Annotated in this window: 17 protein-coding genes; 10 read left to right on the top strand and 7 right to left on the bottom strand. The window is 56.2% G+C overall.

Features of this window, described 5'->3' with window-relative positions:
* Nucleotides 1-125 precede the first annotated feature (125 nt).
* Genes B2Q93_RS03015 through B2Q93_RS03000 form a run of 4 tightly spaced genes read right to left on the bottom strand, consistent with a single transcriptional unit; the run spans nucleotide 126 to nucleotide 4,842 of the window.
* Entirely contained in the window at nucleotides 126-995 is an 870-nt protein-coding gene (locus B2Q93_RS03015; protein ID WP_286931776.1) for a 4Fe-4S binding protein, read from the bottom strand.
* Nucleotides 996-1,000: 5 nt separating this feature from the next.
* The gene (locus B2Q93_RS03010; protein ID WP_286931775.1) at nucleotides 1,001-1,834 is read right to left on the bottom strand and encodes a dimethyl sulfoxide reductase anchor subunit family protein; all 834 of its coding nucleotides are present in this window, start codon (nucleotides 1,832-1,834) and stop codon (nucleotides 1,001-1,003) included.
* Nucleotides 1,827-2,459: a DMSO/selenate family reductase complex B subunit gene (locus B2Q93_RS03005; protein WP_286931774.1), complete on the bottom strand. Its 633-nt coding sequence runs from the start codon at nucleotides 2,457-2,459 to the stop codon at nucleotides 1,827-1,829. Before B2Q93_RS03005 ends, B2Q93_RS03010 begins: the two co-directional genes overlap by 8 nt.
* Nucleotides 2,443-4,842: a DMSO/selenate family reductase complex A subunit gene (locus tag B2Q93_RS03000; protein WP_286931773.1), complete on the bottom strand. Its 2,400-nt coding sequence runs from the start codon at nucleotides 4,840-4,842 to the stop codon at nucleotides 2,443-2,445. Before B2Q93_RS03000 ends, B2Q93_RS03005 begins: the two co-directional genes overlap by 17 nt.
* Before the next feature lie 383 nt (nucleotides 4,843-5,225).
* On the opposite strand from B2Q93_RS03000, the gene hglS reads away from it, so the two are divergent.
* The gene (gene hglS / locus B2Q93_RS02995) at nucleotides 5,226-6,569 is read left to right on the top strand and encodes a 2-oxoadipate dioxygenase/decarboxylase HglS (protein ID WP_233802264.1); all 1,344 of its coding nucleotides are present in this window, start codon (nucleotides 5,226-5,228) and stop codon (nucleotides 6,567-6,569) included.
* A 42-nt stretch (nucleotides 6,570-6,611) separates the two neighbouring features.
* Entirely contained in the window at nucleotides 6,612-8,120 is a 1,509-nt protein-coding gene (locus tag B2Q93_RS02990) for a carboxylesterase/lipase family protein (protein WP_286931772.1), read from the top strand.
* Here the strand turns inward: B2Q93_RS02990 and B2Q93_RS02985 are convergent.
* Complete coding sequence (locus tag B2Q93_RS02985) at nucleotides 8,107-8,949, bottom strand: LysR family transcriptional regulator (RefSeq protein ID WP_286931771.1); 843 nt, start codon at nucleotides 8,947-8,949, stop codon at nucleotides 8,107-8,109. The two genes, B2Q93_RS02990 and B2Q93_RS02985, sit on opposite strands and share 14 nt — an antisense overlap.
* 111 nt (nucleotides 8,950-9,060) lie before the next feature.
* Here B2Q93_RS02985 and B2Q93_RS02980 point away from each other — a divergent pair, with 111 nt between their 5' ends.
* The 4 genes from B2Q93_RS02980 to rimL all read left to right on the top strand — a co-directional run bounded on the left by B2Q93_RS02980 (nucleotide 9,061) and on the right by rimL (nucleotide 13,581).
* The gene (locus B2Q93_RS02980) at nucleotides 9,061-10,230 is read left to right on the top strand and encodes a pyridoxal phosphate-dependent aminotransferase (protein ID WP_286931770.1); all 1,170 of its coding nucleotides are present in this window, start codon (nucleotides 9,061-9,063) and stop codon (nucleotides 10,228-10,230) included.
* A gap of 11 nt (nucleotides 10,231-10,241) precedes the next feature.
* Entirely contained in the window at nucleotides 10,242-11,015 is a 774-nt protein-coding gene (locus B2Q93_RS02975; protein WP_212475911.1) for an ABC transporter substrate-binding protein, read from the top strand.
* Nucleotides 11,016-11,262: 247 nt separating this feature from the next.
* Nucleotides 11,263-12,918: a glucan biosynthesis protein D gene (locus B2Q93_RS02970; RefSeq protein WP_040075534.1), complete on the top strand. Its 1,656-nt coding sequence runs from the start codon at nucleotides 11,263-11,265 to the stop codon at nucleotides 12,916-12,918.
* A 123-nt stretch (nucleotides 12,919-13,041) separates the two neighbouring features.
* Nucleotides 13,042-13,581: a 50S ribosomal protein L7/L12-serine acetyltransferase gene (gene rimL, locus B2Q93_RS02965; protein WP_154298827.1), complete on the top strand. Its 540-nt coding sequence runs from the start codon at nucleotides 13,042-13,044 to the stop codon at nucleotides 13,579-13,581.
* Here the strand turns inward: rimL and ydcK are convergent.
* The gene (gene ydcK, locus B2Q93_RS02960) at nucleotides 13,576-14,556 is read right to left on the bottom strand and encodes a YdcK family protein (protein ID WP_286931769.1); all 981 of its coding nucleotides are present in this window, start codon (nucleotides 14,554-14,556) and stop codon (nucleotides 13,576-13,578) included. The two genes, rimL and ydcK, sit on opposite strands and share 6 nt — an antisense overlap.
* A 122-nt stretch (nucleotides 14,557-14,678) precedes the next feature.
* Between ydcK and tehA the strand changes: the two genes are divergently transcribed.
* The gene (tehA, locus tag B2Q93_RS02955; RefSeq protein ID WP_286931768.1) at nucleotides 14,679-15,683 is read left to right on the top strand and encodes a dicarboxylate transporter/tellurite-resistance protein TehA; all 1,005 of its coding nucleotides are present in this window, start codon (nucleotides 14,679-14,681) and stop codon (nucleotides 15,681-15,683) included.
* Entirely contained in the window at nucleotides 15,680-16,276 is a 597-nt protein-coding gene (gene tehB / locus B2Q93_RS02950; RefSeq protein ID WP_286931767.1) for a tellurite resistance methyltransferase TehB, read from the top strand. The genes tehA and tehB overlap by 4 nt, the downstream gene beginning before the upstream one ends.
* Here tehB and pepT read toward each other — a convergent pair.
* Nucleotides 16,273-17,502: a peptidase T gene (gene pepT, locus B2Q93_RS02945; RefSeq protein WP_263616915.1), complete on the bottom strand. Its 1,230-nt coding sequence runs from the start codon at nucleotides 17,500-17,502 to the stop codon at nucleotides 16,273-16,275. The two genes, tehB and pepT, sit on opposite strands and share 4 nt — an antisense overlap.
* Before the next feature lie 110 nt (nucleotides 17,503-17,612).
* Between pepT and B2Q93_RS02940 the strand changes: the two genes are divergently transcribed.
* Both B2Q93_RS02940 and B2Q93_RS02935 read left to right on the top strand, forming a co-directional pair.
* Nucleotides 17,613-19,205: an ABC transporter substrate-binding protein gene (locus tag B2Q93_RS02940; RefSeq protein ID WP_286931766.1), complete on the top strand. Its 1,593-nt coding sequence runs from the start codon at nucleotides 17,613-17,615 to the stop codon at nucleotides 19,203-19,205.
* A 139-nt stretch (nucleotides 19,206-19,344) separates the two neighbouring features.
* Complete coding sequence (locus tag B2Q93_RS02935) at nucleotides 19,345-20,019, top strand: DUF3313 domain-containing protein (RefSeq protein WP_286931765.1); 675 nt, start codon at nucleotides 19,345-19,347, stop codon at nucleotides 20,017-20,019.
* The last annotated feature ends 20 nt before the right edge of the window (nucleotides 20,020-20,039 follow it).

The raw sequence follows: 20,039 nt of genomic DNA, 5'->3' as shown, positions 1-20,039 counted from the left end.
CTTGTAAAAAGCGTGTGCCACCAGGCTGTTGTTTCGACAGGATTAAATCTGCGGCAGTAAACGAAAAGAGGATCTTTACCCCGAACCGGCACAGCCGGGAGACGGGGCGAGGGCATAAAGGGAGGTTATGCTTCGCGCATGGCGTGGCGATGTTGCTGACAAATATGACAGCGCTCAGCCTGAGGCGAAAAGGTAGAAAAGGGGTGGCGACAGACGGAACAGACCTTCTGCATCAGCGGAAACCGCTGCGCATGCGCTGCGGCGATCTCTCGCCGGAGAGTGATTGCCCCGGTAAAACAGACCGCCGTACAAGCATGGCATCCGGTGCAGACAGAAGAATTCCACTCCAGTGCGGTCTGGGTGAAGCGCAGCGCTTTTTCCGCGCATGCCCGGGCGCAGGCCCCACAGGCCACACAGCGTGATAGCGAAAAGTCCAGTTCGTAAGGGGTAAAAGGGTGGTAAGCCTGCAGGCGTGTAGGCTGATCTGCCGTGACGCTTGCGGTCTGGTGCGCATCATCGGGAACGCGAAGCCAGTGCCGACGAAAGCCATCCACAGGGCGCGACGGCGGTGGAAAAATCTGCCACTCCGCCTCGTTCAGTTCCCTCAGGATCACATTGAGCGCAGCCACCGCACGCAACCAGGCGGAGTGGGCCGTGTAATCCATCTCCACGCCCACTATCGCGTACTGGCGATGCCATAGCAGCAGCTCTTCTGGGGTAATAGTGGTCGAAAAGGGGCCGACCAGTCGGTTGTTGCGCAGGTTGCGTCTGGGGGGCTGAAGATGAGTCAGCGCATCGGTCGGACAGACGAAGAGACAATTACCGCAGCGCAGGCAAGCGTCAGCGTCGAGATGCGGCCCGTCAGAACCGATGTTGATTGCCGCCACCGGACAGGCAACTGCACAGGCCTGGCAGCGGTGGCGCGAGAACGTTTTACGCAGGCAAGAGGCCCCCACGCCGGGGGGCGGTGAGGGCTTGATGGAGAAAGGACGCATCACAATCAGCCGATGCTAAAGAAAACAAAGCGGAAGAGGATCTCTGCCAGGATCAGCAGCAGCCCTCCGAACAGCACGCCGTTTCTACGGTGACGCCAGGCGCTGAACGCAAACAGGATGGCGCCCAGGACGCTGGCAACCCAGCTAAACAGTCGCAGCCCGCCATGCTGATTGAAAGCCTCAACCGGCTGATGCGGCAGGGTGACGACGCCATTCAGCGGCGCGCTGGCCAGATAGTGCACGTAGGCTGGCTGAGCCAGCAGACGCACCGCCACAATAGCCACAACCAGCATCGCCGCCAGACGCAGAAGCCGCGTGCGGGCCTGCATCACGCCAGGGGTATTCAGTAGGGGCAGCCAGGCCATCGCCACCGCGCCGAGTATGCCCACCGCGCCATAAAACATCAGCCAGGTGTTGAAATGCATCCAGGTTATCACCGTACTGCTGGCGTAGATCGCGCTCATGCACCAGACGTCAATCAACCCTAGCTGCGTGGCAACCGGCAACAACAGCGCCAGCGGTGATTTTCTTACCAGCATGCTGAGCGTGCAAAGACCAAGCACCGCGAGATAGAGACTGGCGAAGACGATTTCACGGCTTAACCACGAGCTGGCTACATGGCGCAGCGCGTTAAACGCATTCAGCGGATAACCCAGGTGCAGCGTCGAGGCCACCAGACCCAGCCCGCCGGCAATGCAGGCCAGCAGCATGGCCGGCAGCAGTTGACGCTGGGCCGCAGGCAATGTTTTCGCCTTTCTGACGGCGAGAGTTAAAAACAGCGTGATACCGACCGAGCCTTGCACCAGCAGGGTGAAAATCAGTAATGGCAACTCATGCATGCGGCGGCTCCTCTTTTTCTGCCCCAGCGTGGGGTTTTATCACCAGGTTCGGCTGCGTAATGGACGAATCCGGCAGCCCCTGAACATCGCAAACCGTACCGTACAGGGCGCGGAGCTCATCGATGGGGCCAAACTTGATGGCCCCCAGCGGACAGGTTGCTACGCAGATGGGCTGCTCGCCTTGCGCCAGTAAATCTACGCACAGGTCGCATTTCGACATCTGTCCCGTCTCCTCATTCATCTGCGGTGCGCCGTACGGGCAGGACCAGGCGCAATAGCCGCAACCCACGCATTTGCGGGTATCGACGCGCACGATGCCGTCGCCGGGCCGTTTGTGCATCGCGGTGGTGGGGCAGTTTTTAGTGCAGATAGGATCGGCACAATGGTTACAGGAGATAGAGAGGGTATAAGCGAATACCGAGTTGCTCACGCCCCCCTGACCGGTCGGGACAAATCCGCCGCCATTCACCTCGTATACCCGACGAAAGCGTCGACCCACCTCAAGGTTATGTTTGTCTTTGCAGGCCACCTGACAGGCTTTACAGCCCGAGCAGCGCGAAGAATCGATGAAAAATCCCAGCTGTTTATCGCTGACTGCGGGGAACTCTTTATACTGCTGACTCATACTTGACGACCTCCACAAGCAGGGTTTGATGCGCGTTACCTTTAGCAAGCGGAGTAATTCGCGCCGAGCTTAGTACGTTTGGACAACCGCCGAGATCGACCCCGTCGGCATCCGGCTGCCACCAGGCACCCGCCTGCATGGCCACAACGCCGGGAATGATGCGCGGCGTCACTTCAGCCGGCACCTGGCAGACGCCACGCGCATTGTGAATGCGCACGAGGTCGCCCTGGCGGATACCCCGTTTTTGCGCATCCAGCGGGTTGATCCACAGTTTTTGGATCTGCACCTCCTGCAGCCAGGGGTTGGCATATTGCGTGGAGTTCGCGCGGTTCTTTCCTTTCCAGGTGATCAGCTGCAGCGGATACTGTTTGACCAGGGGATCTTCCGGGCCTTCCGCCGCCGGGACGTAGTGCGACAGGGCAGGAATGTCGGGATGCTTCATGTCGTACAGCCGTTTGGAGAAAATCTCGATTTTGCCCGACGGCGTGGAGAACGGGTTCGCCTCGGGATCGCGAATGTTGGCTTCAAACGCCACGTAGGGTTCGCTTTTAAACAGATGCTGGCGCGTTTGCTGCAGCTCAGTAAAGGTGGGCAAATGCTCATCCGGCATCGCCAGGCGGGTCTGCTCCCAGATGTGTTCGATCCACTCTTTTTCACTGCGCCCTTCACTGAATTGCGGCTCAACGCCGAGCTTGGCGGCCACTTCGCGCTGCCAGTCGTAATCCGAACGGCGTTCAAATTCCGGCTCAATTAGCTTTTCAGAGAGGATCAGATAGCTGCCGGTCCCCCAGGTTTCGCCGATGTTCCAGCGCTCCATAAAGCTGGTTTCGGGGAGCAGCAGATCGGCGTAGCGTGCGCTGGGGGTCATATAGAGATCGCTGACTAGGATAAACTCTATTTTGGATTCATCCTCCAGCACCTTTACCGCCTGGAGCAGGTCGGGGTTTTGGTTTGCCAGATAGTTACCCGCCAGCGACACCAGCATGCGGATGTTGCTTTTCAGCTGTGTGGCACCGGTGAGGCCGTCCTTCGGCGTAACCTTGCTGGCATCGTCGGCGGCCTGCACCCAGTTCATGATAGAGATTTTCTCTTTTACCGGGTTGTCGGGCATCTCGGGGCCGGTCGTAAACTTACGGTTGCCACAGCCGCCGTAGCCTGCCGCCCAGCCGCCTTTCACGCCGACGTTACCCGTCAGGGTGGCCAGCAGGGTAGAGCCACGGGCGGTACGCTCGCCGCAGATATGGCGTTGAGGACCCCAGCCCTGAATCAGCGCCGCCGGTTTGGTGGTGGCATAGTCACGTGCGAGCTGGCGAATGGTTTGCGCCGGGACGTGGGTGATTTTCTCGGCCCATTCCGGCGTTTTTACGATGCCGTCTTTTTTACCCGTCAGGTAAGCGACCAGCGATTCGTTGGCCGGTACCCCCTCTGGCATGGACGCTTCATCAAAGCCGAGGGTATATCGTTCAATAAAGGCCTTATCATGAAGGTTTTCGCTGACGATGACATACATCATCGCATCCATCAGCGCATTATCCGTTGAGGGCAGAAGCGGCACCCATTCGTCGGCCAGCGATGACACCGTATCGGAATAGCGCGGGTCAACCACAATAAAGCGCGTACCTTTTTGCTTCATTTGCTGGAAATAGTGGTTGCTGTGGCCAAAGATGGTCTCAGTCGGGTTATGTCCCCAGAGAATGACCAGCGGGGTATCGGCCAGCGTATCCAGTGAACTGCCGCTGGCAGCGGTGCCGTAGGTATAAGGGGTGGCGGCGGCCGTATTGCCCATGCTGACGGAGTGATAATATTGAAGATAGCCGCCGGTAAGATTAAATAAACGGCGCATCATTTTATCGCCGGAAAAAGTCCCTCCGCTGACGGCGGTATTATTATGAACAAAACGCGACTCTGGACCGTATTTGGCGGTAATACGTTTGATGTTATCCGCAATAAGGGTGGTGGCTTCGTCCCAGGAGATGCGTTCGAATTTACCTTCGCCGCGTTTTCCTACCCGCTTCATCGGATATTTAAGACGATCGGGATGATAAACGAATTTACGGTAGCTGCGGCCGCGAACGCAGGCGCGCATTACCGGCATTTGCGTATCAAGTGCGCTGTCCGGACGCGTGGTAATTTGGGTCACCACGCCGTCGGCAATGTGGGCCCGAATGTCACATTTACCGCCGCAATCGAAGGTACTGCAGGTTTGCACTACGCGTTCCGCTGCGTGAACCTCGTTGATGACCGTACCGGCATCACTCCCCGTGGCATTTGCTCGTTGGTTGAACAAAAAAGGGAGGGCTACAGCGGCCGAACTCGCTTTCAGGAATCCCCGTCGGGAGACGCCGAGCGGGAGGCTGTCGTCATTGTTTTCAGGTGCAGACATAATTGTTCCTCTTTTAAAGAGCGCGTATTTTGTCTTATAGCCCAAAGGGGGTAATTGATATTAATCAAGCGGCGGGAGGGGAATATAACATACTCATTTAAATGATAATTGTTAGCAATTAAAATGGCGTAAAAAACGGCTGAAAAAGTCTTGTATTATTCAGGTGGGTGATAGCGTAAACCGTTTTTCGCGGGTGCTATGTCGAAATAAAAAATATTACATTTTATATTGTTATGTCATATTTCATTTCTCCCGGAAATATTAAAGGGGAGTCGATTATAAATTCTCCATCCAGCAATCGGGATCACACTTCAGAAATTCTCTCAAACGTCCGCAGCAGCCTTCTCTACACTCCAGGTAATATTCACTGGAGGCATGACATCATGGCGAACACCATCACGGCAGATGATATTCGGGAACACTTTTCGCAAGCTATGTCGGGGATGTACCAGCAGGAAGTTCCGCAGTACGGCACCTTGCTAGAGCTGGTGGCGGATGTGAATCTGGCCGTTCTGGAAAATAACCCACTTTTACATGAACAACTGGCGAATGCCGACGAACTGGCGCGACTGAACGTGGAGCGCCACGGGGCCATCCGCGTGGGCACGGCCCAGGAACTGGCGACCCTGCGCCGGATGTTTGCCATCATGGGGATGTTTCCGGTCAGCTATTACGATCTTTCGCAGGCCGGGGTGCCGGTACACTCAACCGCGTTCCGCCCGGTGGATGACGCCGCATTATGCCGCAACCCGTTTCGGGTCTTTACCTCATTGTTACGCCTGGAGCTGATTGAAAATGTGGCCCTGCGCGAGAAGGCGGCGGCAATTCTGGCCCAGCGCAACATCTTCACCCCGCGCTGCCTGGCATTGATCGATCTGTACGAGACGGCTGGGGGATTTACCGAAGCCCAGGCGCATGAGTTTGTGCAAGAGGCACTGGAAACCTTCCGCTGGCACCGCCATGCCACCGTGGATCAAGAGACTTATATGGCGCTGCACAACGAACACCGTCTGATAGCCGACGTGGTCTGCTTCCCCGGCTGTCATATCAACCATCTGACTCCGCGAACCCTGGATATCGATCGGGCACAGGCGCTCATGCCTGAATACGGTATTGAGCCGAAGATCCTGATCGAAGGGCCGCCACGCCGCGAGATCCCGCTGCTGCTGCGTCAGACCAGCTTTAAAGCGCTGGAGGAGCCCGTCCATTTTGCCGGGGAACATTTGGGCACGCATACTGCCCGTTTTGGCGAAATTGAACAGCGGGGCGTGGCGTTAACGCCGAAAGGGCGTGAACTCTACGATCGCCTGCTGGCTGAAGCGGGTACCGGTAAAGATAACCTTACGCACCAGCTACATCTGCAGGAAGTGTTCCGCGCCTTCCCCGACAGTGAAATGATGTTGCGCCGTCAGGGTCTGGCATGGTTCCGCTATCGTCTGACGCCGAGCGGTGAAGCACATCGCCACGCTTTTGGTCCCGGTGACGATCCGCAGCCGCTGATTGAGCGCGGTTGGGTGGTGGCACAACCTATTACCTACGAGGATTTTCTGCCGGTGAGCGCCGCCGGGATTTTCCAGTCAAATCTGGGCAATGAAACCCAGGCGCGCAGCCATGGCAACGCCAGCCGTGAGGCGTTTGAAACCGCGCTGGGCTGCCCGGTACTGGATGAGTTTGCCCTCTATGAAGAGGCGGAATCACGCAGTAAACGGCGTTGCGGTTTGCTCTGAAACCGTTACTCTGCTGGGGTGTTTTGTTAAGAGAAGGCGTGAATGGAAAACCTCTCCACCCCAATAGTGACGACCCGTCATGGCGCGCTGCTTGGCGCGACGGACGATAATGTTCAGGTCTGGCTCGGCATTCCGTATGCCGCGCCGCCCGTTGGTGCGCTACGCTGGCGGTCGCCGCAGCCTGTTGAGAGCTGGCAGGGCGTACGTCCGGCGCAGGAAATGGCCCCGTCCAGCTGGCAAAACAGTGAATATTGCCAGGAACTGGGGGGCGGCGATCCGGGGCGTTTCTCGGAAGATTGCCTCTATCTGAACGTCTGGGCACCGGTAAAACGTCCTACACCGCTCTCCGTCATGGTCTGGCTGCACGGCGGGGGATTTACCATTGGTGCTGGTGGCTTACCGCCCTATAACGGTAAGGCTCTAGCCCGGCGGGATGTGATTCTGGTGACGCTCAACTACCGCCTCGGCCATCTCGGGTTTTTTGCCCATCCGGCTCTGGAGGGGGAAGAGGGGCAGGTGGTGCACAATTTCGCGCTGTTAGATCAAATAGCGGCGCTGGAATGGGTGCGTGACAACATCGCCGCATTTGGCGGCGATGCGCAAAAGGTAACGTTGTTTGGCGAATCCGCAGGGGCGCGCAGCGTGTTGTCATTAATGGCCTCGCCGCTGGCGAAAGGGCTGTTCCATAAAGCCATTATCCAGAGCGGTTATACCTTGCCCGATACGCCTCGCACGCAGGCGCTGGAAAAAGGCGTCGCGCTGGCGCGCCACTTTGGTCTGGAAAACGCAACGGCAGAGCAGCTGAGGGCCCTCCCGGCCGAAGCCTTCTGGCCGCTCACGGCACCCTTGAATGTCGCGCCTGCGCCTATCGTGGGCGATTGCGTTCTGCCGGAGCCGATGCTGGAGTGCTTCTATGCTGCCCGCCAGCACCCGATGCCGGTGATAATTGGTTCCAACAGCGATGAGGCCAGCGTGATGGGAATCTTTGGCGTCGATCTCGCCGGGCAGATCCAGAAGCTGCGGCAAGAGCGGCGGCTGGGGCTGGGCCTGATTAAACTGCTCTATCCGGGCGTGAAGGGGGATGAAGCCCTGGGGCGCGAGGTCTGTCGTGATATGGCTTTTACTACGCTGGGCTATGTGGTGATGCAGGCGCAGCAGCGGGTCGGCGAGCCCTGCTGGCGCTACTGGTTTGATTACGTGGCGGAAGCAGAGCATGACACCTACGCCAACGGCGCCTGGCACGGTAATGAGGTGCCTTACGTGTTTGATACCCTAACGCTGGCCGAGCCGGCGCGGGAGTATGTTAATGAACGCGATCTCGCTTTTTCGGCCAGGGTCGCGGATTACTGGGTCAATTTCGCCCGCCACGCCGGCCGGGACTGTGCCACGCTGAATGGAGCCATTCGCTGGCCTGCCTGCATTAAAGGGCGGGACGTCTTGCTACGCATTGGTTTGAATAAAAATGCAGGATTTAAGCTTGAGACCCGCTTTATGCGCGCCCGACTGGCGCTATTTAAGCGGGTGATGAAACACCATGTCAGCCTCGATTAAGCAGACAGGCGCGAAACGCCGTCAGCGCCATCGCTTTGTCAGGTGATTCTCGCAATACCAGACGATAACTCGCACCGGTCTTGACGCTGCTGGAGTAGGGCCGCAGCAGCCGTCCGGTGCGGAGATCTTCTGCCACCAGCGTCTCATCGGCAATCGCCACTCCCAGCCCCTGAATCGCGGCGGTAATCGCCAGGTCCATGGTGTCGAAGTGTTGATTTTTGTGCATGGCAGGGGGCGGCATACCCTGTTTTTCCAGCCACAATGACCAGTCGGTGTTATCCCGGGTCGGGTGTAAAAAGGTCAGGTTTTCGACGTCGGTACCCTCTCGCAACGGGCTGACCACCGGCGTTAACGCCTCTTCGAACAGCAGATCGCCTGCGCTCAGCTGGGCACCAAAGACAATCGCTGCGTCATAGGACTCTGTTTTGAAGTTCACGCTGTGATCGATGGTCGTGGTCAGGGCGATTTGCAGCTCAGGCTGCTGGTGCTCCACCTCAATCAGGCGGGGTATGAGCCAGCGCATGGCACAGGTCGGCGCCTTCAGACGCACCACCGTCTGTTGGGCGCGCGCCTGGTCGGCCACCGTCAGGAAGTGCTCGAAGGCGCTGCGCAGATCCGGCAGCAGAGCGCTGCCCTGGGAAGATAGCCGCAGGCCGCGGGCGTGGCGCTCAAAGAGGGGAAAGCCAAACCAGTTTTCCAGGGCGGCAATCTTTCGACTCACCGCCCCCTGGGTCAGACATAACTCTTTCGCCGCATGGGTCAAATTGAGATGCCGGGCGGTGACCAGGAAGGTCTCGACGGCGTTTAGCGGAAAAGTACGACGCGCCATAGCGCCTCCAGGTATGTTTTTTTCTCATGGCTATTATGACAACAATTCGATTGTCGCCGCAATCCGCTTCAGATTGAATAGTTATGCACTCTCCACGAGAAAGGACTACCGATGACTCTACGCACGCCAATCCAGACCCGTTCCAAACTGCCGGATGTGGGCACCACTATCTTTACCGTTATCGGTCAGCTTTCGGCGCAGCATAACGCCATCAACCTCTCTCAGGGCGCCCCGAACTTCTCCTGCGATCCTAAACTGATCGCCGGCGTAACCCGCGCGATGGAGGCCGATCGCAATCAGTATGCGGCGATGACCGGCCTGGCGGCGCTGAAAACCCGCATCGCCGATAAAATCGAAGGTCTGTATGGCACCCGCTACGATGCCGAAAGGGAAGTACTGGTCACCGCCAGCGCCAGCGAAGGGCTTTACTCTGCCATCAGCGGTCTGGTGCATCCCGGGGATGAGGTGATCTATTTCGAGCCCTCGTTTGACAGTTACGCGCCGATTGTCCGTTTGCAGGGGGCGACACCGGTCGCCATCAAGCTGACGGTGCCAGATTTTGCCGTCAACTGGGATGAAGTGCGGGCCGCCATTACGTCCCGCACCCGAATGATCATCATCAATACACCCCACAACCCGAGCGGGCAGGTCTTTTCGGCGGATGACCTGACGCAGCTGGCAACGCTGACGCGCAACACCGATATCATCATTCTTTCCGACGAAGTGTATGAGCATGTGGTCTTTGACGGCGTGCCGCATCATGGCATGGCGACGCATCCGCAGTTGGCGGAGCGGAGCGTCATTATTTCGTCATTTGGCAAGACCTACCACGTCACCGGCTGGCGCGTAGGCTATTGTGTGGCCCCGGCAGAATTGATGGATGAGATCTGCAAGGTCCATCAATTTTTAATGTTTTCTGCCGATACTCCTATGCAGTACGCGTTTGCCGAGCACATGGCCGATCCGCAGACCTGGCTCTCGCTGGCGGCTTTCTATCAGCGTAAGCGCGACCTGCTGGTGAGCCTGCTGGCGGACTCGCCTTTCCGTCTGCTGCCGAGCGCCGGTTCGTTCTTCCTGCTGGCGGATTACAGCCACTTTAGCGATGAACGCGACATCGAGATGGTGAAACGGCTGATTGTCGATTGTGGCGTCGCGACCATTCCCCTGTCGGCGTTTTATACGGATGGTACAGATAACAAACTGATTCGTCTCTCTTTCGCGAAAGATGAGGCCACATTACGGGCAGGTGCGCAGGCGCTATGCCAGGTTAAACCACGCTAAGGAGTACGGGTATGAAAATAAATGCGTTCGTCGTCGGCCTGGGATTGCTCTGTTCTTTCTCCACCTTTGCCGCCACCGAATTACGTTACGGGGTCGAAGCGGAATATCCGCCGTTTGAAAGCCGCAATGCCTCAGGCGAACTGGAAGGGTTTGATATCGATCTGGGTAACGCCATCTGTGCCGCCGCTGCGCTGAAGTGCAGCTGGGTGGAGACGTCGTTTGACGCGCTCATCCCTGGGCTGGTGGCGAAAAAGTTTGATGCCATTAACTCGGCAATGAACATTACTGAAAAGCGTCGTGAAAGCATCGACTTCACGCAGCCCATCTACCGTATTCCCTCCCAGTTGGTGGGCAAATCGGGGATGGCGGTGGATGCCACCCCGGCCGGGCTGAAAGGAAAAACCATTGGCGTACTGCAGGGTTCTATTCAGGAAACCTACGCGAAAGAGCACTGGGAGAAGCACGGTGTCACCGTGGTGTCTTATAAAGATCAGAATATGGCATGGGGTGACCTGCTGAATGGCCGCATTGACGCTTCGTTGGTGATGTCGGCGGCCGGGCAGGCAGGTTTCCTTAGCAAGCCGCAGGGTAAAGGGTTTGGTTTTATTGGCAAACCCGTGTCTGACGACACGATTCTCGGCAGTGGTATCGGCTTTGGGTTGCGAAAAGGGGATGAAGCGTCCAGAAAGCAGCTCGATGCGGCTATCGATAAAGTCCGCGCTGATGGAACGATCGATAAACTGGCCCAGAAGTACTTCCCGGGTATCGATGTCAGCGTAAAATAATAGTGCGCCATACTGGCCCCTGCTGATGATGTCAGGCAGGGGTCCTTTTTATACGTAACTTTACCTCCGATTCAGCCTTTTCCCCTCGACAGAAAATATTTCTCGCTTTGTTCAGATAAACACCGACCAACAATTGGATTATTAACCGTTTTTGTTTAGGCTGTGCCCCTCTAAGGGTGCTCTTTTTTGCCGTCGTTTCGATCAACGCGAAACTCACATCCACGACCATAAGGACGTTTTTCCAGGCATGAATCGCAGACGTTTTTTACAAGGCTCACTGGCGGTCGCCGCGCTTAGCGGCACATCGGGTTTTGCGGCGCTGTTCTCCCGCGCAGCTAACGCAGCTGAATCGGATATTGCCGACGGTCTGAGCCGTCGCTTCGACTTCTCAGTGTTGCAGTCTATGGCCCACGACCTGGCGCAAAAACCCTGGGGAGGCGCACCGCGTGCGCTGCCTGAAACCCTGGCGACCCTCACGCCGCAGGCCTACAACAGCATTCAGTATGATGCAAAACACTCCCTGTGGAATAACATCGATAATCGTGAACTGGACGTGCAGTTTTTCCACGTCGGGATGGGTTTCCGCCGTCGCGTGCGGATGTTCTCTCTGGACTCCGCCACCTCCCAGGCGCGCGAAATCCACTTCCGTCCGGAACTGTTTAACTATCACGACGCGGGCGTGGACACACGGCAGCTGGAAGGGCAGAGCGATTTAGGCTTTGCGGGCTTCCGTGCCTTTAAAGCGCCCGAGCTGGCACGTCGGGATATCGTCTCCTTCCTGGGGGCGAGCTACTTCCGCGCGGTGGATGACACCTATCAGTACGGTTTGTCCGCCCGTGGCCTCGCCATCGATACCTTCACCGATTCGCCGGAAGAGTTCCCGGACTTTACCTCGTTCTGGTTCGAAACGGTCAAACCGGGTGATACCACCTTTACGGTCTATACGCTGCTCGACAGCCCGAGCGTAACCGGCGCTTATAAGTTCGTGATCCACTGCGAGAACGATCGGGTGGTTATGGAGGTGGATAACCATCTCTTCGCCCGCAAAGACATTAAACAGCTCGGTATTTCGCCGATGACCAGTATGTTTGCCTGCGGCAACAATGAGCGCCGCATGTGCGACACCATCCATCCGCAGATCCACGACTCCGACCGTCTGGCCATGTGGCGCGGTAACGGTGAGTGGGTATGCCGTCCGCTGAATAACCCACAAAAGCTGCAGTTCAATGCCTTCCAGGATAAGAACCCAAAAGGTTTTGGTCTGCTGCAGCTGGATCGCGACTTCTCGCATTATCAGGACATTATGGGCTGGTATAACAAGCGTCCAAGTCTGTGGGTGGAGCCGCTGAACAAGTGGGGCAAAGGAGCCGTAGGCCTGATGGAGATCCCCACCACCGGCGAGACCCTGGATAACGTGGTCTGCTTCTGGCAGCCCGAAAAACCGGTGAAGGCGGGGGATGAACTGGAGTTCCAGTATCGTCTGCACTGGAGCGCCAAACCTCCGGTGCGTTCACCACTGGCCAACGTGTTTGCCACCCGTACCGGCATGGGGGGCTTCCCGGAAGGCTGGGCACCCGGTGAGCACTACCCGAAAGTCTGGGCCCGCCGTTTCGCCATCGACTTTATCGGCGGCGACCTGAAAGCGGCCGCGCCAAAGGGGATCGAGCCGGTCATTACCCTCTCTAACGGCGAAGCGAAGCAGGTTGAGATCCTCTACGTCGAGCCCTTCGATGGCTACCGCATTCTGTTCGACTGGTATCCCACCGACGACTCGACCGATCCGGTTGAAATGCGCATGTTCCTGCGCTGCCAGGGGGATGCAATCAGCGAAACCTGGCTGTATCAATACTTCCCGCCGGCGCCGGACAAGCGTAACTACGTGGATGACCGCGTAATGCGCTAAAGGATGAAGCCCCTCTCTGACCGGGAGGGGCCGTAAACCCTCAATCCTGGGCGTAGCCGCCGTGGTCATGGTTCAGTAGACTGACGCCACGTAAATCCACAAAACGTAGGCCCTATGACCGCTATCCCCCCTGAAATTATCCCCATTTCCTCCTCGCTTGAACTGCGCGCGGTAGAGGAAAGTCACGCCGCTGAGCTGTATAACCTGGTGATTAAAAATCGCGACTGGCTGCAGCAGTTTCTGGAGTGGCCGCAATATGTGGGGAGTGCAGAAGATTCGCTAAAAAATATCCAGAGTAACCAGATGCTGCATCAGCGCGGTTACGCCAAAATGTTCCTGATCTTTCTCGATAACGTGCTGGTGGGGGTGCTGTCGTTTAACGCCATCGAGCCACTGAACAAAACCGGGTATATCGGCTACTGGCTGGATGAGGCGCATCAGGGGCAGGGGATCCTCTCGCAGGCGTTGCAGGGCTTTATCCGCTATTACGCTGAACGTAAAGAGATTCGCCGTTTCGTCATCAAATGTCGCGTGGCGAACGCGGCCAGCAATCGCGTGGCGCTGGCCAATGGCTTTGAGCTGGAAGGGTGCCTGAAACAGGCTGAGTTTCTCAACGGGCACTACGACGACCAGAATATCTACGCCCGGATTGTCGAACTATAAGGCCCCCAGCAGCGGTGTGCGGATAATACGCTGCGCGCCGTTAATCACCTTCGCGCCGCGTAGATGAATGGCCTCGCCATCCAGGGCCTCGATCACTGCATCGTCGGTAATATCAATATGATGCTCGATCAGCACTTCGCCACGGATGCGCGCGCGCCCCTGAATCACCACCTTGTCATCAATAAGAATCGGCCCGCCACTTAGCCACGCCTCGCCGCCAATCAGCACATGATGTTTAATGACGCAGTTGCCTTCCACGAGCGCATTTTCCGCCACCTGGGAGCTGTAACGCAGGGTGGGGATGGCATCCTCCTCGCGCCCGGCGCGCAGGCGCGCATTGCCGTAGACTTTGGCGCAGTCACATACCCAGACGTTATTCAGCTCATTGCCTTCCAGCAGCGCATTGTCGAAGACCTCAGCGCGATGCTCAATAAACGCCCAGTTCACAATAGCATTGCCGTAGATCTGCGCCTGATGTACCACGCGCGACTCGCTGACCGTGGCGTTGCCGTAGATTTGCAGAATCAGATCCCGATCCGGAGTTAACCCTTTGGCGGCTATGACGACGCTGTTATGCAGAATGCGCGCATTACCGTAGAGATGACATTCGCCGCGCACTACGGATGCCTGGACCGTGACGTTGTCACACAGGCGGGCACCGTGGCTGACCTCTGCGCTATCAACCCAGACGTTGTCCCCAATGCGGGCGTGATGGCTGATCACACAAGGCTGAGTGATCCGCGCGTTGCCGGTGACTTGTGCCCCGGCAAATACCACGCTGTTCTGGTCGTAGAGCCAGCAATCTCCCTCTTGCGATAAGGCTGACTCGTCCTCAACCCAGCCGCCACGGCTGCCGCAGGGGACGTCGGCAAAATCCCGGGTGGCGATCAGCTGGCGGAGCGTCACGGACGATTTGTGGTCGCCGTCATGCCAATGGTGCAGGCGCGTTTCATGGCTAAGGCGGTATTTATTCATCAGGGTTTCCGCAGTTGTTCTCTTTACTAAACGTAGCAAACTTTACGTTGATCGAAAGAGTGGCATCCACAAATGAAACCCCTTAAAATAGCATTTCAAATATACTTTATAATTTAAAATAAATGTATAAAACTAACAAATCTGAACAAGTTCTTAACTTACCCTCCGGCTATTACGGCATGGTGCTGGGGATCATCGGCATGGGTTTCGCCTGGCGTTATGCCGGAACAATCTGGCCTGTAACGCGCTGGCCGGGGGAGATCCTCGTGGGGCTGGCGATAACCCTCTGGCTGCTGCTGACGGTGGCGTTTATGACCCGTGCGGTGCGCTTCCCGCAAAGCGTGCTGACGGAGATGCGCCATCCGGTGATGAGCAGTTTCGTCAGCCTCTTTCCCGCCACTACGCTACTGGTGTCAATTGGTGTGGTGCCCTGGTATCGCCCGTTGGCGCTGGTGCTGTTTAGCATCGGTGTAGTGGTGCAACTCAGCTACGCCGCCTGGCAGAGCGCCGGGTTGTGGCGCGGACGCCATCCGGAGGAGGCCACCACGCCGGGGCTGTATCTGCCCACGGTGGCCAATAACTTCATCAGCGCGATGGGCTGCGGAGCCCTGGGTTTTCACGATGCCGGGCTGCTGTTTTTGGGGGCAGGTGTCTTCTCGTGGCTGAGTCTTGAGCCGGTCATTTTGCAACGCCTGCGCAGCGCCGGAGAGCTGCCCCAGGCGCTACGCACTTCGCTTGGCATCCAGCTTGCCCCCGCGCTGGTGGCCTGTAGCGCCTGGTTTAGCGTGAACGGCGGCGAAGCGGATACCTTTGCCAAAATGTTGTTCGGCTACGGCCTGCTGCAACTGCTGTTTATGCTGCGCCTGATGCCCTGGTACTTGTCGCAACCCTTTAATGCCTCGTTCTGGAGCTTCTCGTTCGGCGTCTCGGCGCTCGCCACTATCGGCCTGCATCTGGGGCAGAGCAGTAGTACCGGATTGTTCCACGTTATTGCTATTCCGCTGTTTATTTTCACCAACGCGATTATCGCGCTGTTACTGGTACGCACATTTATTCTGCTGATGCAGGGCAAGCTGTTAGTTCGTACAGACAAAGCCTTACTGATGCAGACTGAGGAAAAAAAATGACTGTGATTGATGAGAACTACTTCACCGAAAAATATGGCCTGACCCGCACCCATTCCGAGGTGCTGTACAGCGCCGGGATTGTCAAACCGGGTAAAACACTCGACCTCGGCTGTGGTAACGGACGCAATAGCCTTTACCTGGCTGCGAACGGTTTCGATGTCACCGCCTGGGACAAAAATCCGGCCGGCATTAGCAACATCGAAAGCATTAAAGCCAAAGAGGGCATCACAACGCTGCAGACGGCCATCAAGGATCTCAACACCCTGCGCTTTGACGGCGAATACGATTTTATCCTCTCAACCGTGGTGATGATGTTCCTCGAAGCGAAGACCATACCGGGCTTGATTGCCAACATGCAGGAGTGCACCAAACCGGGTGGGTACAACCTGATCGTGGCCGCGATGGACACCGACGATTACCCCTGCACGGTGGGCTTCCCGTTTGCCTTTAAAAGCGGGGAGCTGAGTGCGTATTATGCGGGCTGGGATCTGCTGAAATATAACGAAGACGTCGGTGAGCTACACCGCACCGACGCCGAGGGGAATCGCATTAAATTGCGTTTTACTACTATGCTGGCGCGCAAACCGGCTTAACGGGCCGCCATCAGGCAGATTTGCAGCGCCGTGTTGTAAGAGGCCTCGAACGACGACAGCGGCAAGAACTCGAACTTCGAGTGGAAGTTATGCGCACCGGTGAAGAAGTTCGGGGTCAGCAGCCCTTTGGCGGAGAGTGCAGCCCCGTCGGTACCGCCCCGCATTGGCGTCGGTTTCGGCGTAATGCCCAGGCTCTCCATCGCCGCAAACATCAAGTCAATGGCGCGACGGTCGTCACCCAACGCATTGCTGATATTGCTGTAGGTCTCTTCGATATGCCAGCTCACCCGTGCGGTGGGGTGTTGAGCCGCAATTTTCTCGGCTACGTCGGCAATCTGCGCCTTACGAGCAGCAAAGCTCTGCTGGTCGAAGTCGCGGATATTCGCCTTCAGAATGGCTTCGTTCTGTCCGGCCTGCATCCCCTGGAACCAGATGTAACCTTCCCGTCCTTCGGTGCACTCTGGCGTTTGCTGGCGATCGAAATGGTTGATGTAATCCATGGCCATCAGCAGCGGGTTCACCAGCACCCCCTTCGCCGACATCGGATGCGCGGTCACGCCGGTAAAGCGGATTTCCGCCGTGGCGGCGTTAAAGTTCTCGTAGACGATCTCGCCGATCTCGCAGCAGTCTATAGTCCAGGCGAAATCCACGTCGAAGCGTTTCAAATCCAGGGCTTTGGCCCCTAATAGTCCAATCTCTTCATCCGGCACGAAGGCGACCACGATATCGCCATGCGCATGTTCAGCGGTAAGGTTCTCCAGCAGAGTCATCACCACGGTGACGGCGGCTTTATTATCTGCCCCCAGCACGCTGGTGCCGTCGCTAAAAATAATCTCTTCATTCGGGTAAGCCCGTATTTCAGGATGCTCATCGACCCGCAGCCAAATATCTTTCTCTTTATTCAGACAGAGATCTTCACCTTTAAAGGTTAATATTTGTGGATGAATATCCGGTGATAATCCGACGTCTACAGTATCAATATGGGTAATAAAACCAATGCGCGGAGCGCCTGGCACATTCCCTTTTTTTACCGCGGTAACGGTAGCAAATTCATCGATCACAATCTCATCCAGACCCAGTGATTCCAGCTCCTTCGCCAGTTCGCGCGCCATGTCATGTTGGCCTGGCGTAGAGGGGAGGGTTTTTATTTGAGCATCGCTCTGGCTGGTGATGGCGAGATAGCGAAAAAAGCGATGGGTTAATTGTCTGGATAGCGTCGAAGCCATAGTGAATCCTTCTTTATTCGTATTATCAGGTGTTTGCATGGTCACTTTAATGTTATTTATGAAATGGCAAAAGAATGATTAGCCGTCGAATTAAAAGACAGGAAAACGTGATGAAAAGCAAGCTCACAACTTTAGCTCTGGCCCTGGCCGCGCTGACGGTCAGTTCCACCGTTGCCGCCAAAACGCTGGTTTACTGTTCTGAAGGCTCTCCTGAGAACTTTAATCCGCAACTCTATACCTCGGGTACCAGCGTGGACGCCAGCGCGGTGCCGGTCTATAACCGTCTGGTCGATTTCAAACCCGGTACCACCGAGCTGGTACCGAGCCTCGCTGAAAGCTGGGACGTGAGCGATGATGGCAAGGTCTACACCTTCCATTTACGCAAAGGGGTGAAATTCCAGAGCAACAAATTCTTTACCCCAACGCGCGACTTTAATGCGGATGACGTGATTTTTTCATTCATGCGGCAAAAAGATGCGAAACATCCCTATCACAACGTCTCTAACGGCAGCTATTCCAACTTTGAAAGTCTGGAATTTGGCACGCTGATTACCGCCATCGATCGCGTTGACGATAACACTGTGCGCTTTACCCTGGCGCACCCGGAAGCGCCGTTTGTAGCCGATCTGGCCTGGTATTTCGCCTCAATCTTGTCGGCAGAGTATGCCGATGCGATGTTAAAAGCCGGTACCCCTGAGAAGGTCGATATGAATCCAATCGGTACCGGGCCGTTTAAACTGGCGCAGTACCAGAAAGACTCCCGCATTCTGTTCACTGCCTTCCCGGAATACTGGCAGGGTAAAGCGAAGCTCGATCGATTGATCTTTAGCATCACTCCGGATGCCTCGGTGCGGTTCGCAAAACTGGAAAAGGGCGAGTGTCAGGTGATGCCTTTCCCGAACCCCGCCGACCTGCCGCGAATGAAAGCCAACAAAGATCTTAACCTGATGAGTAAGGCGGGGCTGAATACCGGCTTCCTGGCCTTCAATACGCAAAAAGCGCCGCTGGATAATCTGAAGGTGCGTCAGGCGCTGGCCATGGCGATCAACAAACCGGCGGTTATCGACGCGGTCTTCCACGGTACCGGCACCGCCGCGAAAAATCTGCTGCCGCCGGGCGTCTGGAGCGCAGATAGTGAACTGAAAGATTACGACTATGACCCTGAAAAAGCGAAGGCGCTTCTGAAAGAGGCTGGCTTTGCTAACGGTGTGACTATCGATTTGTGGGCCATGCCGGTACAGCGCCCCTATAACCCGAATGCGAAACGGATGGCCGAAATGATTCAGGCCGACTGGGCGAAAATTGGCGTGCAGACCAAAATCGTCACTTACGAATGGGGCGAATACCTGAAGCGGGTGAAGAGCGGAGAACATCAGGCGGCGCTGATGGGCTGGACCACCGCGACCGGCGATCCGGATAACTTCTTCGGGCCACTCTTTACCTGTACCTCTGCAAACGGGGGATCGAACTCGGCGAAATGGTGTTATCAGCCCTTTGATAAAATCATTGCTGAAGCAAAATCGATTACCGATCAGGGTAAACGCGCGGCGCTGTATCAAGAGGCGCAACAGATGATGCACGACCAGATGCCTGCGGTCATGATTGCCCACTCAACAATATTCGAACCCGTACGTAAAGAGGTTACAGGTTACGAAATTGATCCTTTCGGCAAACATTTATTCTGGCAAGTAGATATTAAATAACCCAAAAAAGCTGCCTGTTGCCCTGGCGGGCAGTTTTTTTCCGAAATATATTCCGTCCACCTTTTTTGTCACAACGCGTGATTAATAGTTTTGCTATAACTTGAAATGCATATCTACAATCCACAGGGACATACCCATTATGCGTACCAAAACTTTATTCAAAGTTGCAGCGCTCTCTGGCCTGCTCATGTTGGCGGGTTGTGCATCGAAAGTGGCAGAACCTAATCAATATTCAGGCTTTTTAAAAGACTACTCCGGCCTTAAGCAAACCACCTCCGCGTCGGGTAAACCCACCCTGCGCTGGGTCGATCCTGCTTACGACGAATCTAAATATGACAGCATTATCTGGACGCCAATTACCTATTATCCAACGCCAAAACCCACCACGCAGGTAGGTCAACGCACGCTGGATGATATTCTGGCGTATACCAATACCAAAATGAAAACGGCGATTGGACAACGGAAACCTATTGTGACCACCCCCGGGCCGCATAGTCTGATCTTCCGCGGCGCCATTACCGGTGTTAGCTCGCAGAAAGAGGGGCTGCAGTTCTATGAAGTGGTCCCTGTGGCGCTGGTGATTGCCGGTACGCAAATTGCCAGCGGCCACCGCACCATGGATACGCATCTCTTCTTTGAAGGCGAGCTGATTGACGCGCAGACCAATAAACCGGTCATTAAGGTAGTGCGTATGGGCGAGGGTAAAGAGCTCAATAATGAGAAGTCGCCAATGACGCTGGCGACGTTGAAACAGGTGGTGGACGACATGGCGACAGACGCCACCATGTTTGATGTCCACAAAACGATGAAATAATGCCTCTCTTCCGGCCTGCA

It is taken from the genome of Leclercia sp. UBA5958 (assembly GCF_002430365.1).
Taxonomy (GTDB): domain Bacteria; phylum Pseudomonadota; class Gammaproteobacteria; order Enterobacterales; family Enterobacteriaceae; genus Enterobacter; species Enterobacter pneumoniae.
This window is presented reverse-complemented; position numbering and strand designations above follow the sequence as displayed.

Bases quoted from the DNA above. Each gene is read 5' to 3' on its own strand.
- B2Q93_RS02990 (WP_286931772.1), top strand. From the start codon at position 6,612: ATGGAAAACCTCTCCACCCCAATAGTGACGACCCGTCATGGCGCGCTG.
- B2Q93_RS02980 (WP_286931770.1), top strand. From the start codon at position 9,061: ATGACTCTACGCACGCCAATCCAGACCCGTTCCAAACTGCCGGATGTG.
- B2Q93_RS03005 (WP_286931774.1), bottom strand. From the start codon at position 2,459: ATGAGTCAGCAGTATAAAGAGTTCCCCGCAGTCAGCGATAAACAGCTG.
- B2Q93_RS03000 (WP_286931773.1), bottom strand. From the start codon at position 4,842: ATGTCTGCACCTGAAAACAATGACGACAGCCTCCCGCTCGGCGTCTCC.
- tehB (WP_286931767.1), top strand. From the start codon at position 15,680: ATGACTGTGATTGATGAGAACTACTTCACCGAAAAATATGGCCTGACC.
- B2Q93_RS03015 (WP_286931776.1), bottom strand. From the start codon at position 995: ATGCGTCCTTTCTCCATCAAGCCCTCACCGCCCCCCGGCGTGGGGGCC.
- B2Q93_RS02975 (WP_212475911.1), top strand. From the start codon at position 10,242: ATGAAAATAAATGCGTTCGTCGTCGGCCTGGGATTGCTCTGTTCTTTC.
- pepT (WP_263616915.1), bottom strand. From the start codon at position 17,502: ATGGCTTCGACGCTATCCAGACAATTAACCCATCGCTTTTTTCGCTAT.
- tehA (WP_286931768.1), top strand. From the start codon at position 14,679: ATGTATAAAACTAACAAATCTGAACAAGTTCTTAACTTACCCTCCGGC.
- B2Q93_RS02985 (WP_286931771.1), bottom strand. From the start codon at position 8,949: ATGGCGCGTCGTACTTTTCCGCTAAACGCCGTCGAGACCTTCCTGGTC.
- B2Q93_RS02935 (WP_286931765.1), top strand. From the start codon at position 19,345: ATGCGTACCAAAACTTTATTCAAAGTTGCAGCGCTCTCTGGCCTGCTC.
- hglS (WP_233802264.1), top strand. From the start codon at position 5,226: ATGGCGAACACCATCACGGCAGATGATATTCGGGAACACTTTTCGCAA.
- B2Q93_RS03010 (WP_286931775.1), bottom strand. From the start codon at position 1,834: ATGCATGAGTTGCCATTACTGATTTTCACCCTGCTGGTGCAAGGCTCG.
- B2Q93_RS02940 (WP_286931766.1), top strand. From the start codon at position 17,613: ATGAAAAGCAAGCTCACAACTTTAGCTCTGGCCCTGGCCGCGCTGACG.
- B2Q93_RS02970 (WP_040075534.1), top strand. From the start codon at position 11,263: ATGAATCGCAGACGTTTTTTACAAGGCTCACTGGCGGTCGCCGCGCTT.
- ydcK (WP_286931769.1), bottom strand. From the start codon at position 14,556: ATGAATAAATACCGCCTTAGCCATGAAACGCGCCTGCACCATTGGCAT.